This is a genomic window from Streptomyces sp. ATLC9 (genome assembly GCF_057196705.1).
Window position 1 is genome coordinate 1 of record NZ_JBXUOY010000011.1, and the last position, 14,300, is coordinate 14,300.

15 protein-coding genes and 3 pseudogenes are annotated in these 14,300 nt (G+C 73.1%); 5 read left to right on the plus strand and 13 right to left on the minus strand.

From position 1 onward, the window contains the following. From AC2CJA_RS02395 to AC2CJA_RS02410, 4 genes are all read right to left on the minus strand, one after another. A partial coding sequence (locus AC2CJA_RS02395; RefSeq protein WP_484600961.1) for an ATPase domain-containing protein occupies positions 1-556 on the minus strand: 556 nt, incomplete at its 3' end. Between the two features lie 112 nt (positions 557-668). Next, positions 669-1,148 (minus strand): single-stranded DNA-binding protein, encoded by a 480-nt coding sequence (locus AC2CJA_RS02400; protein ID WP_484600962.1) that lies wholly within the window; start codon positions 1,146-1,148, stop codon positions 669-671. Positions 1,149-1,224: 76 nt separating this feature from the next. Continuing rightward, on the minus strand, positions 1,225-1,779 hold the full coding sequence (locus AC2CJA_RS02405) for a hypothetical protein (protein ID WP_484600963.1): 555 nt from the start codon (positions 1,777-1,779) through the stop codon (positions 1,225-1,227). Then, a complete protein-coding gene (locus tag AC2CJA_RS02410) occupies positions 1,776-2,717 on the minus strand; it encodes an ATP-binding protein (protein WP_484600964.1) in 942 nt (313 codons plus the stop codon). The genes AC2CJA_RS02405 and AC2CJA_RS02410 overlap by 4 nt, the downstream gene beginning before the upstream one ends. Before the next feature lie 359 nt (positions 2,718-3,076). On the opposite strand from AC2CJA_RS02410, the gene AC2CJA_RS02415 reads away from it, so the two are divergent. Beyond that, positions 3,077-3,391, plus strand: a complete 315-nt coding sequence (locus AC2CJA_RS02415; RefSeq protein ID WP_484600965.1) for a hypothetical protein — start codon at positions 3,077-3,079, stop codon at positions 3,389-3,391. A 126-nt stretch (positions 3,392-3,517) separates the two neighbouring features. Here AC2CJA_RS02415 and AC2CJA_RS02420 read toward each other — a convergent pair whose 3' ends face one another. Both AC2CJA_RS02420 and AC2CJA_RS02425 read right to left on the minus strand, forming a co-directional pair. Then, complete coding sequence (locus tag AC2CJA_RS02420) at positions 3,518-4,087, minus strand: snapalysin family zinc-dependent metalloprotease (RefSeq protein WP_241712589.1); 570 nt, start codon at positions 4,085-4,087, stop codon at positions 3,518-3,520. 198 nt (positions 4,088-4,285) lie between these two features. After that, on the minus strand, positions 4,286-5,170 hold the full coding sequence (locus AC2CJA_RS02425) for a septum formation family protein (protein ID WP_484600966.1): 885 nt from the start codon (positions 5,168-5,170) through the stop codon (positions 4,286-4,288). A gap of 154 nt (positions 5,171-5,324) precedes the next feature. Here AC2CJA_RS02425 and AC2CJA_RS02430 point away from each other — a divergent pair, with 154 nt between their 5' ends. Continuing rightward, complete coding sequence (locus AC2CJA_RS02430) at positions 5,325-5,549, plus strand: hypothetical protein (protein ID WP_484600967.1); 225 nt, start codon at positions 5,325-5,327, stop codon at positions 5,547-5,549. 22 nt (positions 5,550-5,571) lie between these two features. Here AC2CJA_RS02430 and AC2CJA_RS02435 read toward each other — a convergent pair whose 3' ends face one another. Together AC2CJA_RS02435 and AC2CJA_RS02440 are read right to left on the minus strand one after the other, a co-directional pair. Beyond that, entirely contained in the window at positions 5,572-6,975 is a 1,404-nt protein-coding gene (locus AC2CJA_RS02435; protein WP_484600968.1) for an FAD-dependent oxidoreductase, read from the minus strand. A 105-nt stretch (positions 6,976-7,080) separates the two neighbouring features. Continuing rightward, positions 7,081-7,677: a TetR/AcrR family transcriptional regulator gene (locus tag AC2CJA_RS02440; RefSeq protein ID WP_484600969.1), complete on the minus strand. Its 597-nt coding sequence runs from the start codon at positions 7,675-7,677 to the stop codon at positions 7,081-7,083. Between the two features lie 244 nt (positions 7,678-7,921). Here AC2CJA_RS02440 and AC2CJA_RS02445 point away from each other — a divergent pair, with 244 nt between their 5' ends. Continuing rightward, positions 7,922-8,812: an NAD(P)-dependent oxidoreductase gene (locus AC2CJA_RS02445; protein WP_484600970.1), complete on the plus strand. Its 891-nt coding sequence runs from the start codon at positions 7,922-7,924 to the stop codon at positions 8,810-8,812. 27 nt (positions 8,813-8,839) lie between these two features. Here the strand turns inward: AC2CJA_RS02445 and AC2CJA_RS02450 are convergent. Both AC2CJA_RS02450 and AC2CJA_RS02455 read right to left on the minus strand, forming a co-directional pair. Further along, a pseudogene (locus AC2CJA_RS02450) lies at positions 8,840-9,475 on the minus strand (ferredoxin--NADP reductase domain-containing protein); the annotation flags it as partial. A gap of 4 nt (positions 9,476-9,479) precedes the next feature. Next, positions 9,480-9,910: pseudogene (locus AC2CJA_RS02455) on the minus strand (diiron oxygenase); the annotation flags it as partial. 534 nt (positions 9,911-10,444) lie between these two features. Here AC2CJA_RS02455 and AC2CJA_RS02460 point away from each other — a divergent pair. Further along, entirely contained in the window at positions 10,445-11,146 is a 702-nt protein-coding gene (locus AC2CJA_RS02460; RefSeq protein WP_484600971.1) for a CAP domain-containing protein, read from the plus strand. Between the two features lie 70 nt (positions 11,147-11,216). Here the strand turns inward: AC2CJA_RS02460 and AC2CJA_RS02465 are convergent, their stop codons facing one another. Next, positions 11,217-11,633 (minus strand): lamin tail domain-containing protein, encoded by a 417-nt coding sequence (locus AC2CJA_RS02465; RefSeq protein WP_484600997.1) that lies wholly within the window; start codon positions 11,631-11,633, stop codon positions 11,217-11,219. 145 nt (positions 11,634-11,778) lie between these two features. Then, positions 11,779-12,484: pseudogene (locus AC2CJA_RS02470) on the minus strand (ribonuclease H family protein). Between the two features lie 98 nt (positions 12,485-12,582). Between AC2CJA_RS02470 and AC2CJA_RS02475 the strand changes: the two are divergent. Continuing rightward, positions 12,583-13,332 carry an MBL fold metallo-hydrolase gene (locus tag AC2CJA_RS02475; RefSeq protein ID WP_484600972.1) on the plus strand — a complete coding sequence of 250 codons (750 nt, stop codon included), beginning with the start codon at positions 12,583-12,585 and terminating at the stop codon, positions 13,330-13,332. 41 nt (positions 13,333-13,373) lie between these two features. On the opposite strand, the gene AC2CJA_RS02480 is transcribed toward AC2CJA_RS02475, so the two are convergent. Next, positions 13,374-14,237, minus strand: coding sequence for an ABC transporter ATP-binding protein (locus AC2CJA_RS02480; RefSeq protein WP_484600973.1), 864 nt, complete (start codon positions 14,235-14,237; stop codon positions 13,374-13,376). Positions 14,238-14,300 lie beyond the last annotated feature (63 nt).

The window sequence follows — 14,300 nt, forward strand, 5'->3', positions numbered from 1 at the left end:
TGGACTGGCTGAGCGCACCGGTGATCTTGCGCAGCGCCTGGCTCATCAGCCGCGCCTGCAGACCCACATGGGAGTCGCCCATCTCGCCCTCGATCTCCGCGCGCGGCACCAGGGCGGCCACCGAGTCGATCACGATCAGATCCAGCGCCCCGGACCGGATGAGCATGTCGGTGATCTCCAGCGCCTGCTCACCGTTGTCGGGCTGGGACAGGATCAGGGAGTCCACGTCCACCCCCAGCCGCTTGGCGTACTCCGGGTCCAGCGCGTGCTCGGCGTCGACGAAGGCGACCGTGCCGCCCATCCGCTGGGCGTTGGCCACCGCGTGCAGGGTCAGCGTGGTCTTGCCGGAGGACTCCGGCCCGTAGACCTCCACCACCCGGCCGCGCGGCAGACCGCCCACACCCAGCGCCACGTCCAGAGCGGTCGACCCGGTCGGAATGGCCTCGATGGGGTCCCACGCCCCGTCGCCCAGGCGCATCACCGCGCCCTTGCCGAACTGCCGTTCAATCTGTGCGAGCGCGGCGTCGAGCGCCTTCTCGCGGTCCTGTTCTTTCACTGGTCCACCTCGGTGGGTCGGATCGCGCCGGCGCGGCGGACGGCTCGGTACGTCGGCCACGGCTGTCCGCCGACCGGCGCCGGGTGCGCGGTCTCGCGAGAGACCGCCGCGGTCAGAAGGGGAGTTCGCTCTCCCTGGGTGGGTGCCGCTCGCCGTCCTCCCGGCCGGGCGGGCCGCCGGCCGCCAAAGCGGCGCCGGGACGGTCGCCGGCGGGGACGCCCGTACGCGGGCCCCTGGCGACCGCCGCACTGGCGAACCGCAGGGAGGGGCCGACCTCGTCCACCTCGCACTCCACCACGGTGCGCTTCTCGCCCTGGCGCGTCTCGAACGTCCGCTGGCGCAGCCTGCCCTGGACGATGACGCGCGTGCCGCGCGTGAGGGACTCGGCGACGTGCTCCGCCTCCTGCCGCCAGGCCGAGCAGCGCAGGAACAGCGTCTCGGCGGAGTCCCTCCACTCGTTGCTCCGCCGGTCGAAGGTGCGGGGGGTGGAGGCGACGGTGAAGTGGGTGACCGTGTCCCCGGACGGGGTGGCTCGGATGTCGGGGTCGTCGGTCAGGTTGCCGACGACGGTGATGACGGGCTCACCGGCCATGGCCGGCTCCTCTCGTGCGGGGGGGGGTGTACGGCGGGCGTGGGGCGGGTTCGCCGTGGACGCGCGGCACCGGTGGTCATCGCTCCCCGCCCCGGATCTCGCCCCGAATCCCGCCGCGCTCTTCTCCGCTGTCGGGGGTGAGCAGCCGGGGCAGGTCGATCTCGCCGGTGCGCCAGGCCCGGGCCACCTGCTCCGTTCCACCCGGCACGGGCCGGAGGCTGAACGAGCGCGGCTCCGGCGGCGGTGCCGTCTCCAGGCCCGGGACCACCTCTCCGGTGCGCGGGTCGGTGACCGGTCCCGGCCAGGCGGTGAGCCGGGCGGTGAGCTGCCTGCGCCAGCTGGGACGCACCCTCACGAGGGTCTCCACCTCGTCCGGGTGGTTCTCCACCACCCAGGTGGTGAAGGCGTCCTCGTCGGCGACCACGACCTCCGGTTTGGGGTCGATGAGCGTGATGGTGGCGATGGGCGCGCCGTCCCGCAGGGTCACCCGTATCGACTTCAGCGCGTACTCCTCACGGGCCGCGCGCAGTTCGCCGAGGACCTCGCGGCGGGTGGCCTGGTACTGCTCCTCCACCGCGTCGCGCAGCACCTTGAGGACGGCGACCCTGGTCGCGTGCTCCTTGAGGTTCATGCCGCCACGGCTTTCCGCTCGGTCTCCTTCCGGGCCTCCTCCCCGGTCCTCCCGGTCTCCTTCCTCGCCTCGGTCCCGCGGCGCACGATGAGGTCGCCCAGTGTGGTGGGCTCCCCCGCCGGGTCCAGGACGGCGGCGGCGAGCAGGTTGTGCCGGCGGGCCTCCTCGTAGAGGGCGCGGAGGTCCTCGTAGGTGGTGTCCGGGGCGGTGGCGGTGGCGAGGTAGTCCGACGCGCTCGGGGTGGGCCTGCCCGCGTTGAGCCAGTCGAGGACGGAGTCGGCGAACTCCGTGCCCGGTTTGCGGATCACCAGTCCGGACAGCGGCTTCGCCCGGGATTTGGAGATCACCAGGGTGTTCTCGTGGTCGAGGTCGCCGACCACGTCGAACTCGTACTCGATGCCCTCCCGCTGCTCGGGCTTGAGCCCGACCTTGCGCGGCACCTTGCGCCCGCGGTCGTCGGTCTCCACCACGTACTCGGTCTTGGTGCGCATGGTGACGATGAGGTGCCCGGGGTAGGCGAGCAGGGCGTCGATCATCGCCCGCTCCATCGGGCGGGTCTCCTTCCAGGCGGCGAAGCTGCTGCCCGTCCCGTAGCGCTTGGCGGCGTTGTCGACCTGTTCGAGCACGCCGCCCGCGCCGGACCAGAAGTGCGAGAGCGAGTCGACGATCACGGTGTCGTAGCCCTCGTGGGCGGCGACCGCGAGGACGTCGATGAGCCCGGTGGGCTCGAACGAGGTGAGCTGAAGGGTGTCGAAGGCGAACTCGTCGGCGTACTTGGAGGCGCTGCCGTGCTCGGTGTCGACGAGGGCCACCCGCTCACCGATCGCGGTGCCGGTGACGAGTGCGGTGTAGGTCTTGCCCGATCCGGTCGGCCCGGTGAGCGCGATGCGGGCCTTGGCCCGTTCCTTGGTGGCTGGGGTGAAAGCGAGGGTGTTCACGCCGTTTCTCCTCTGGCGCGTTCGACGGCGGTTCGGGGTGGGCTCGCCGGGTGGCGGGACGCGGTCCCGGCCCGACGGGACGTGCACCCGCGCGGCCGAAGCTTGAGTTCGAATCCATGTTCGAAACTTGTCCTGACTCACAGGATAGGCGCGCATTGTCGACAAATCAACACTTATCGAACGAGGGACCCGCTCGCTCCGAAGCCCGGGCCACCACCGCACCGCAGGGTGCCGCGCGGCCCGCGAACACGGCACTCCGGAGCCCATCGCTCCCCCATTGACCAGGTCTTTTGTCAGCGGATCACGGTAAAATCGAAGGTAGATCGAGACGGCCGGACGACCACCTCAGGAGGAAGCCGATGGCCTCTGCCGCGCTCGCCGCCAAGCACCGTTCGAAGGCTCCGATCCCACCCGCCACCACTGCGCTGACGACCCTGACCACCCTGCCGAAGAAACCGCTCCCGGCCGGCCGGCCCCGCGAGTGGTACGTCTCGCACAACCGCCGCCTGAAGGCCATGCGACTGGCCATAGCCCTGCTCGACACCGGCGTCCACCGCCCGGAGCAGGCCACCGACCGCAGGATCCGCACCACGGCCGAGCGGATCGGCGTCCACCCGCCCTCCGGGGCGACCTGCCGCATGGTCCGCTCCCTGATCCGCCACGACGACCGCTGACCGGGCACGGCGCCCCGCCCCGGCGCACCGGTGGGGACGGAGGGTCCCGGAGCGCGCGTTCACGGCCGCGCTCCGGGACCCTCCCGACCGCGACGGCGCCGGGGCGGGGCGCCCCTGCGCCGTGCGTCAGTCCACGGTCACCACACTGAGCGGCGCCCCGGCCTGCCGGGTGAACGCACCGCCGAAGTCACTCTCGACCTCCGCCCTCTCCGCCGCGTTCGGGTAGGGGTTCGTGCACCCGGTCCCGGCGCTCGAACCGGACATCAGGCTCGAGCAGGGACCGGGCTTGCGGTCCGGCAGTCCCAGGATGTGGCCCAGCTCGTGGGAGGAGATGCGAACGGTGTTGTAGCCCTGGTCGACGGCCTGCCGGCCGATGTACACGACACCGTTGCCCAGCGAGTAGGTGTAGGCGCGGGGCCAGCCGTTGTCGGCGAGGACCCGGATGTTGGCACGCTGTCCGGCCGCCACCGGCCGCAGCTCGACGGCGTCGACACTCTCGTTCCAGATCGCCGCGCCGCGGTCGACCGCGGCTTTGAACTCCGCCGCCCCACCGGCGTCGTAGGTGATGATCCGCGGGGCGAGGGCACGGTCCTCGGCGGCGGGAGCGGCCGGCGCGGCGGCGGCCGGGCCGCCGGCCAGCGCGAAGGTGGCCGCCAGGGCCGCGGTGAGGCCACGGGCGAGTGTGCGGACGTGCATGGTCGTCCTCCTTGTGGGGGGTTGAGCGTGCTCATGACACGCTGCAAGCTCCCTGCCCAGCCGCGGCGCACCCCAATCCGTCAATCGGCGTGATCGCCCCCTCCCCGGGCCGGCGCCCGCAGAACCCCCGCCCGTCCGGATGGCGGGCCGGCCGCCGTGACCGGCGCCGCCACCCGGGCGTGCGGGGCCGGCGGGGGGTCAGCTCGCCCAGACCTCCGCGTCCTCGGCCGGGACGGTGGTGGCCAGACCGAGCTCCTTGCGGGCGGCGACCGTGCCGCTGGGGTCCAGACCGGTGAAGGCGGGGTCGTAGGAGGTGTAGAACGCGTCGGCGTCACCCGCCTTCGCGGCGCCCCTCCAGTGACCGGCGGCCTTCTCCAGCCGGGCCCGGAGCCTGCCGGTCTCCGTGCCCTCCATGCCCCGCAGACCGTCCAGGTGCGCGTCGAGGGCGGTGGCGACGGCGTCCGCCTGCGCCTTGTAGCCCTCGAGGTCCTCCTCGACACTTTCCGCGGTGGGCTGGTTCCCCCACAGGGCGTCGTAGACGGCGTTCGCACCGTCGAGATAGGTCTTCTGACCCGGTTTCAGCGACTTGGCGCCGGCCTCCAGCGAGCCGGTGAGCTCACCCGACTCCTTGGTGTAGGTGCAGCTCACGGCGCGGTCGCCGGTGGCCCAGCTCTCCGCGGTGGGCGTGTAGTAGGAGAGGCCGACCCCCTCGGGCAGCGCCCAGGTGTCCGGGGCGAACTCACCCGCCTCGGCCGGGCAGCGCTCGTCGGCGACCGACGTGACCGCCTCGTCGCCGGGGAACTCCCCCTTCTCCTCGATGTCGAACTCGCCGACGACCTGGCCCCGGTGCGGTTCGTCGCACGGCACGAGCTCGATGGCGAGCGCCTCGCCCTCGGTCTTCTCGCTGTTGGGGTTGTAGCAGTCTCCGGTGGACAGCGAGAAAACCGACCGCTGACGGGCCACCTTCGTCGCACCGCTCTCGGCACTGTCGACGATGTCGGAGCACCCCGCGGCCCCGATCGCGAGCAGGGCGACGGCGGCGGATATGCCGCGGCGGGAGCGGAACGGCGCACAGGTTGTCATGACATGTACATCCTCTGGGAAAAATTCATGAACGGCGCGTGCATCTTATGTCGTCGTCATGACAAGCGCGTGCACAGAGGACTCCCCGGCAGGAGCGGAAGCCCGCCGGCGGCGGGGCCGGCCGGACTCCGCAACGGCTCGATAGACTCCTGCCGTGGACACCGCGAAGTGCACCCAGTGCGGCACGACCGGCCTGGAGCCGGGATTCGTCGAGGACTCGGGTGACAACTCCCGGGGATACGCCCGCTGGATCGCCGGGCCGCTGGAGCGCGGCGTGTTCGGTGGCGCCAAGCGCATGGGCCGCCCCCGGTGGCAGATCGACGCCTACCGCTGCCCGAAGTGCGGCCATCTGGAACTCTTCGCACGGCAACCGGCCTGACCGTCGCACCGGCTCCGGCCCGTCAGTGCGTACCGGCCCGGCGCACTGCCGCGGCCGCCTTCCGGGCCGCCACCAGCACCGGATCCCACAGCGGGGAGAACGGCGGGGCGTAGCCCAGGTCCAGGAAGGTCATCTGCTCGACCGTCATCGACGCGGACAGGGCGACCGCTGCCACGTCCACGCGTTTGCCCGCGCCCTCGCGTCCGACGATCTGCACGCCCAGCAGGCGGCCCGTGCGGTGTTCGGCGAGCATCTTCACATGCATCGGCGCGGCGCCCGGGTAGTAGCCGGCGCGGCTGGTCGACTCGATCGTCACGGTCACGAACCGCAGCCCCGCGGACCGGGCCTGGCTCTCCAGCAGGCCGGTGCGGGCGATCTCCAGGTCGCAGATCTTGCTGACGGCCGTGCCGACGACTCCGGGGAAGGTGGCGTAACCGCCGCCGATGTTGGTGCCGATGACCTGGCCGTGCTTGTTGGCGTGCGTGCCCAGCGCGATGTGGCGGTCGCGGCCGGAGACGAGGTCGAGGACCTCGACGCAGTCGCCGCCCGCCCAGACGTTCTCCCGCCCCCGCACCCGCATCGCCAGGTCGGTGAGCAGGCCGCCGGACCCGCCCAGCGGCAGTCCCGCCTCGCGTGCGAGCCCAGTCTCGGGCCGCACGCCCAGCCCGAGGATCACCAGCTCGGCCTCGTACTCGGCCTCCTCGGTGGCGACCGCCCGCACCCGGCCGTCCTCACCGGTGCGGACGGCGGTGACGGCGGCCTCGGTGACCGTCTCGATGCCCATGCGGCACATCGCCTCGCGCACCAGCCGCCCCATGTCGGGGTCCAGTGTGGTCATCGGCTCCTCGGCCCGGTCCAGCACCGTGACCCGGTAACCGCGGCGGACCAGCGCCTCGGCCATCTCCACGCCGATGTAACCGGCGCCGACCACCACCGCGCGCCGCGGTGCGCGTGCCGCCTCGGTCTTCTCCAGGGCCTCCAGCAGGGCTCTGCCGTCGTCCATGGTCTGCACGCCGTGCACACCCGGCGCGTCGATGCCCGGCAGGGCGGGGCGCAGGGGGCGGGCCCCGGTGGCGATGACCAGGTGGTCGTAGCCCAGCCACTTCCCGGGACCGCCGCCGTCGCCGCCGTCGCGGACCCGGACGCGGCAGCCGTCCGGGTCGAGCTCGGTGACCTCGGTGTGCAGCCGCAGGTCGATGCCCCGCTCGCGGTGCTCCCCGGAAGTCCGCGCGATCAGCTCGCCGGCGGACGCGACGTCACCGCCCACCCAGTAGGGGATGCCGCAGGCGGAGTAGGACACGTAGCCACCCCGTTCGAGGGCGACGATCTCCAGTTCCCCGGGCCGTTTCAGCCTGCGTGCCTGCGAGGCGGCCGACATGCCCGCCGCGTTGCCCCCGATGACCACCATGCGCTGCGCGGTCGCCATGGTGTGAGCTCCCTTCGCCGTACCGGGCACACGCCGGCCCCGGTCTCCGTATGCCCACGCTATGCCCCGCCATCGCCGCCACCGGTCCTCTCAGCGCCGCGGGCGTCAGTTCCGCGGAGCGACACCCGCGTCGAGGAGGGGGCCGAGCTCCCGTGCCACGGTCTCAAGGGCCCGCGTGTCGCGCTCGGCCCTGGCGATCACGATCGCCCCCTCCAGGGCACTGATCATCAGCGTCGCCAGCGAGGCCGACCGGTCGGCCGGCACGCCCATCTCCGTCAGCGCCTGCGCCACCGGGCGGTTCCAGGCGGCGAACGCGGCGGCGGCCGCCTGTCCGGTGGACTCGGCGGAGCCGGCGCGGTCCACCGTGGCGGCGACGACGGGGCAGCCCGTGGCGAACCCGGCCGACCGGTACTCGTCGGTCCACTGGCGCACCATCGCCTCGAACAGACGGCTCGGCGACGGCTCGGGCATCTCGGCCAGGAACCGGGCCACGCGCTTGGCCGCGTAACGGCCGGCCCATTCCACGGCCTCGTTGACAAGCTGCTCCTTGCCGCCCGGGAAGTAGTGCCGCAGCGATCCCCTCGGGGCCCGCGCGTGCGCGACGATGTCGCGCAGGCCGGTCGCGGCGACTCCGTCGCGCCGGATGAGCTGGGCCGCGCTGAAGACCATCCGCTCGCGCGGACCCCGCCGGGAAACCGTCATCGCCGACCTCCGACCCCCTGGCGAACCGGGTGGGCGACCCTCGCCCCACCGGTCCGACCAGCTTATCGGCGCCGCCCCGAACGCCACCGGTACGGGGAGGGACCCGCGCCCTCCGCCCCGGCCGCGCCCGCACTATGACACACGTCACAACGACCGCTACTATGACGGCTGTCATAAGCAGCGGGTCCGGCGGAACCCGCCGGGCCGGTGGGCCGGGGTCCTCCGGCCGGAAGGGCGGCACAGCGTGGACGTGGGTTTCATCGGCCTCGGCGTCATGGGGCAGCCCATGGCGCTCAACCTGGCCCGCGCCGGCATGGCGCCGACCGTCTGGAACCGCACCGCGGCCAGGAGCGAGCCGCTGCGTGCGGCCGGGGCGGAGGTGGCCGCGAACCCCCGCGAGGTCTTCGAGCGCGCCGGCACCGTCTTCCTGATGCTGGCCGACGAGGCGGCGACCGACGCCGTACTGGGCCGCGGCGAACCGGACTTCGCACAGCACGTCGCCGGACGCACGGTCGTGCACATGGGCACGACCTCGCCCCACTACTCGCGGGGGCTGGAGGCCGATGTCCGCGCGGCCGGCGGCGGTTACGTCGAGGCCCCCGTCTCCGGCTCCCGGGTGCCCGCCGAGTCGGGGCAGTTGGTGGCGATGGCGGCCGGGGAGCCGACGGCCGTGGAGTCGGTGCGCCCGCTGCTGCGGCCGATGTGCCGGGAGGTGTTCGTGTGCGGACCCGCTCCGAACGCGCTGCTGATGAAGCTCTCGGTGAACCTGTTCCTGATCACCATGGTCACCGGGTTCACCGAGGCGTTCCACTTCGCCGACCGCCACGGCCTGGACCGGCGGCTGTTCCTGGAGGTGCTCGACGCCGGCCCGATGGCCAGCGGTGTCTCCCGTATGAAGGCGCCCAAACTGCTGGCACGCGACTTCGGCGTCCAGGCCGCCGCCCTGGACGTCCTGAAGAACAACCGGCTGATCTTCGAGGCCGCCCGCGAGGCACGTCTGGCCTCCCCCCTGCTGGACGTCTGCCACGCCCTCTTCGGCGAGACGGTCGCCCTGGGGCACGGCGACCGCGACATGGTGGCCGTCCTGCACGCCCTCGAGGCCAGGACCGACCACGGACGGCGGCCCGCCACCTGACGCCCACCGGAGCGGGCGGGTTTCAGCGCGGAAGCCGTCGGCGGCCGCCGCCACCAGTTCGGGGACGGTTGCCAGCTTCTCCCGCGGCCGGCCGGTCCGCAGCCCGCGGGTCACCTCCGCCCGGTCGATCGCGGCCTGGCCACGGGCGTCGACCAGACGGCGGTTGCGGCCCCTCACCAGCCGGCGGAACGCCCTCGCACCGTGCTCGGGCGCGGGCAGGGCACCGTCGAGCGCGTCGGCGAGCAGGGTGCCGACCGTCTCGGCGGCGCAGGCGCGGCTGGCTCCGATGCCACCCGAGGGTCCGCGTTCGATCCAGCCCACGACGTACGTCCCCGGCCGCCCGGTCACACGCCCGCCCTCGTGCGGGACGGTGCCGGTTGCCTCGTCGAAGGGCAGTCCGGGGACCGGCGCGCCGCGGTGGCCGACCGCCCTCACCACCAGGCCGGCCGGTATCGCCGGCTCTCCTTCCGCCGCCGTGGTGCGCACCGCCCGTACGCGCCCGTCGCCGAGCACCTCCGCCGGCGCGCTGTGGAAGCGCAGCACGATGCGCCGTCCCGGCCCGGGCGGAGGGGACCAGTCCACCGCCTGCCGGGGTACGCCCCGCAGTACGGCCGCCTTGTCCCCCGGCCCGGCCGCGTCGATGCTCGCGGCGATACGGGGGTCAGGGCGGGGCGCCCAGCTTTCGGGCCCCGCGCGCGAACATGATCGAGTGCCGGCACTTCTCGGCGATCTCGGTCAGTGCCCACTGGAACTCGGCACTGGCCGGATCCTTGGAGTAGATGTCACGCAGCACCATCTGCTGGAGGATCATCTCGAACCAGATGCCCGTGCTGGCCACCGTGTCAGCTCCTTGCGCTGCTCCTCGGTCAGTTCGTCCCAGTACGGGGTGCCGTAGAGCGTGCTCCACTCGGGGCTGGCGCCGTGGAAGTCCTTGTCCAGCGGCGTCTCCCGGTCCACCTCGACGGCCGGGTCGTAGGCGAGCCTCGCCGCCGAGTCGAGCAGACGGCGGGCGACGTCCTGTTCATCGCGCCGGCCGTGTTCCGCCGGTTCCTGCGTCGGTCGTCCCGTCGGCCGGACGATACCGGTGCCGCTCGCCATGTGCGCTCCTCGAACCGTGTACGACGTTCTCTGTTCCACCCGCTGCGCCGGGAGCGGCCCGCGGTGCCGCCCACAGACCGCCGACGGGCCGGCCGGCGGAGTGCGCAAACATGCCGGACGCCCGCCGGTTCCGTGACATCCATCACAGCGCATATCGGTACTACGCCTGGCGGGTAGTAGGCGACACCCGAAGGACATAGAGGACCCGTCTCACTCGAAACGGTCATACCGTACGCCCGGTTCGGCGGACCCCGCCCCGCCTCGAGCGCTCCTCCGCGCGCCGCCGTACAGGGCGGCTCCTGACGGGGTGACACGGCGCCGTCGCGCGCCCCGGCACCCGCCCCGGCACGGCTCCGTGCCGTTCGCAAGGGGCGCGGGGACCTACGACCCGGCGTAGTACCAAGGCTCGTTGCCCCGCTTGTCGGGCCGTCCCGACAATGACGGCCCGCACCGCGTTCCCGCGGCCCGGACACGGGCGCTGTGCGGGTCGTCCACATCCCGGGGGGATCCGCGATCCGACGATTGGGGTCACATATGAACAAGCACCGCAGAACGAGGCGCTACCGGAGGATATCCGTCGCGGCCCTCGCCGTGACCGCCCTGGGAGTGCCCACCGTGGCCCTTGCCTGCGCGGACCGGCCGGCGACGGCCGACGACCGCTCCCACTCATGGCAGAACCGCTCCTCCGATGAACGGGACCGCTCCTGGCGAAGCCGGCACTCCGAGGACCGGTCGCCGGGCTCCAGGCCGACCTCGCGGCCCGCGACGGAGAGGACCCGGACGCCCGCCACTCCCCCGAGCGCCTCCCCGGCACCCGACACCTCCGCGCCTTCCGTTCCCACCACACCCGCCCCGGCCGACGACGCGGCGGCCCGCGTCGTGGAACTCGTCAACAGCGAGCGCTCCGAGGCCGGGTGCGCCCCCCTGAAGGTGAACGAGAAGCTGACCGAGGCCGCCCGGGCCCACAGCGAGGACATGGCCGACCACCGGAACATGTCCCACTCCGGCTCCGACGGCTCCGGCCCCGGAGACCGGATCGAACGGGCCGGCTACGAGTGGCGGACCTACGGCGAGAACGTCGCCTACGGCTACCGGACCCCCGAGAGCGTGATGGACGGCTGGATGTCCAGCCCCGGCCACAAGCGCAACATCCTCAACTGCTCCTTCGAGGAGATCGGCGTCGGCCTGGCCCAGCCCGGCCACTACTGGACCCAGGCCTTCGGCACGGCCCGGTAGGGCGGCGCGGGCCCGCGGGCCGCTCCCCCCGCCCCTCCTCCGGGGCGGGGGCGGTCCACGGGCCTCCGGATCACTTGTGGAAGGCGATGTAGCCGTTGCGGCCGGGGTCGGAACCGCTACTGGTGCAGGAGTGCACGTCCGAGCGGCTGCCGGAGGGTTTGTACAGGTAGATCGTGTCGCGGTCGCTGCCGCGGCCGCCGCGGAGCCGGATGTGGTCACCGGGCTGCGGGTAGCGGTTCGCGGTGAAGGCGAAGCGGTTGCCGGCGGCGTCCTTGACCACGTACCCCCTGAGGTTGACGGTCGCGGAGGACGAGTAGTTCTTGAGCGTCAGGTACTCCTGGTCGGTGTTTCCCGAGGAGCAGCTGTTGGAGTCCCGGCCGGGCGCGTCGTACTGGACGCCGCGGATCTTCAGCGCCGAGCGGTACTCGGCGGCCCGGGCCGGAACGGCGGTGAGGACGGCCACGGCTATGACTGGGCGCTTGCGCAGGCAAGTTCTCCTCCACGTCGTGCGGAATTCGTGCTGTGCGTGGAGGAATTGCGACGGAACCCGATGGTTGCGCCGTAGACAGGCTTCTCCGTCTGCCGCCGCCCCGGCGCGGCCCGCTACCGCCTTCCTCACCGTTCCCTCGGTGTCACGCCCCGCCCGATCCGGTGGCGGCGCAGGAGGGGTGGCCCCAGCCATCGGGGTTCTTCGCGATCGTCTCGCCCTTCGCGTACGGCCGGCCACAGCGGCACCGGCCCGGGAAGCGTGCCTTGAGCGGTCTCCCGGAGGAGCGGCCCGGCGCCCCGGCCTTCCGCGCCGGCTTCGCCCCCTCCCGGCGGGGGCGTCCGCCGGGAGGGGCGGTGCCGGGTTCGGGCGGGGGCAGGTCGTCCCCCGACGCGGAGCCGATCGGCCGCTGGGTGCGCGCTGTGGCTCGCGGCGCGGTCGGCGGCGTCGTTGAGCCGGTCGCCGTCCGCCCGGTGGGCCGGGGTGTGGACGAACTCCACCTCCCGTCCGGCCAGCAGTTCGTCGATGCGCACCACCAGGTCCCGGTTGGCCACCGGTGTGCCGGCCGAGGTCTTCCAGCCCTTGCGTCGCCAGCCCGGCAGCCAGGTGGTGACCGCCTTCATCGCGTACTGGGAGTCCATCCGCACCTGTGCCGGTACGGCCGGGTCCAGGACCTCCAGCAGTCTCTCCAGCGCGGTCAGCTCCGCCACGTTGTTGGTCGCCCGGCCCAGCGGACCGGCCGCCCAGCGTTCCGCGTCGCCGTCCGCACCGGCGATGACCCATGCCCAGGCCGCGGGCCCGGGGTTTCCCTTCGACGCGCCGTCACATGCGGCGATGATCCGTTCCACCACCCTGTGATCCTGCCATCCTCCCGCCGTGGTCGCGGTCACCGGCCCGGGCTCTCCTCCCGATCACGCCGTACCCTGCCGGGGAGTCGGGAGGAGAAGCGATGCGCACACCGGAGATGTTCCAGGTCGAGACAGGCGTCCACCTGGTCACGGGCAGCAACACCAACTGGGTGATCGTCCAGGACGGCGACGCGGTGACGCTGGTGGACACCGGGTATCCCGGGGACCGCGAGCTGGTGCTCGCCTCGCTCCGCGCCGTCGGCGCCGAGCCGTCGGCGGTGACGGCGGTACTGGTCACGCACGCCCACAGCGACCACATCGGCTCGGCCGAGTACCTGCGTACGGAGTACGAGGTCCCCGTCCTGGCCCACCGGGAGGAAGTGCCCCACGCCCGCCGGGACTTCCTCCAGCAGGTCTCCATCGGGCAGATCGCCGCCAACGGGTGGCGTCGCGGCGTCCTGCCCTGGGCCGTGCACGCGCTGCGGTCCGGCGGGAAGAGGGAGACACCGGTCGCCGAGCCGCGGGAGTTCCCGTCCGGCGGCCCGCTCGACGTGCCCGGGCGCCCGGTGCCCGTCCACACCCCGGGCCACACCGACGGCCACTGCGCCTACCACCTGCCGGACAGGGGGATCCTGGTCACCGGCGACGCCCTCGTCAGCGGGCACCCCACCTCCGGCCGCCGGGGGCCCCAACTGCTGCCCCGCATGTTCCACCACGACCGCGACCGCGCGCTGGACTCGCTCTCCGCCCTGGCGGTCACCGGCGCGGAGATCCTGCTCCCCGGTCACGGACCGGTGCACCGCGGCCCGGTCCGTGCCGCGGTGGAGCGCGCGCGCGAACAGGTCGGCTGACCCCTTCTCCGGCCGGGCCGGGGCCGGGACCGGAGGGCGGATCAGGAGAGCTGCCCGGCCGCCTGCGGCTTGCGGGCACGGCGCCGCGCCGCGGGCACCACCAGCGGGGTCCCGGTCTCCGGGTCGTCGATGACCTGGCAGGGCAGGCCGAAGACCTCCTCGACCAGTTCGGCGGTCACGATCTCCTCCGGTGGTCCGGAGGCCACCACCCTCCCCTCGCGCATGGCGATCAGATGGGTGGCGTACCGGGCGGCGTGGTTGAGGTCGTGGAGGACGGCGACCAGGGTGCGGCCCTGCTCCTGGTGGAGGCGGGCGCACAGGTCCAGGATGTCGATCTGGTGGGCGAGGTCGAGGTAGGTGGTCGGCTCGTCCAGCAGCAGCAGGGGGGTCTGCTGGGCCAGCGCCATGGCGATCCACACCCGCTGCCGCTGCCCGCCGGACAGTTCGTCCACCGAGCGGTCGGCGAGCTCGGCGACGCCGGTGGAGGCCATCGCCTCCGTGACGACGCGCTCGTCCTCCGCCGACCACTGGCGCAGCAGGCTCTGGTGGGGGTAGCGGCCCCGGGAGACCAGTTCGGAGACGGAGATGCCCTCGGGGGCGACGGAGGACTGCGGCAGCAGGCCGAGGGTGCGGGCCACCTGCTTGGCGCCTGTGGAGGAGATGTCCCCGCCGTCCAGGAGGACCGTTCCGGCGACCGGCTTCAGCATCCGCGACAGGGCGCGCAGCAGGGTGGACTTGCCGCAGGCGTTGGGACCTATGACGACGGTGAAGGAGCGGTCCGGTATCGCGACCGTGAGGTCCTCGGCGATCGTGCGCCGGTCGTAGGCGAGGGTCAGGCCCTGGCCGCTCAGTCTCGTCCCCCCGGCGGCCGGGGCTCCGTGGTCACGGTGGTTGCCCTGCGTCATCCGTTCTGCTCCGTCCTGGGATTGTCCGGCCGGGCCTTCGGGAGCCCGGGCTTCCGCGAGGAT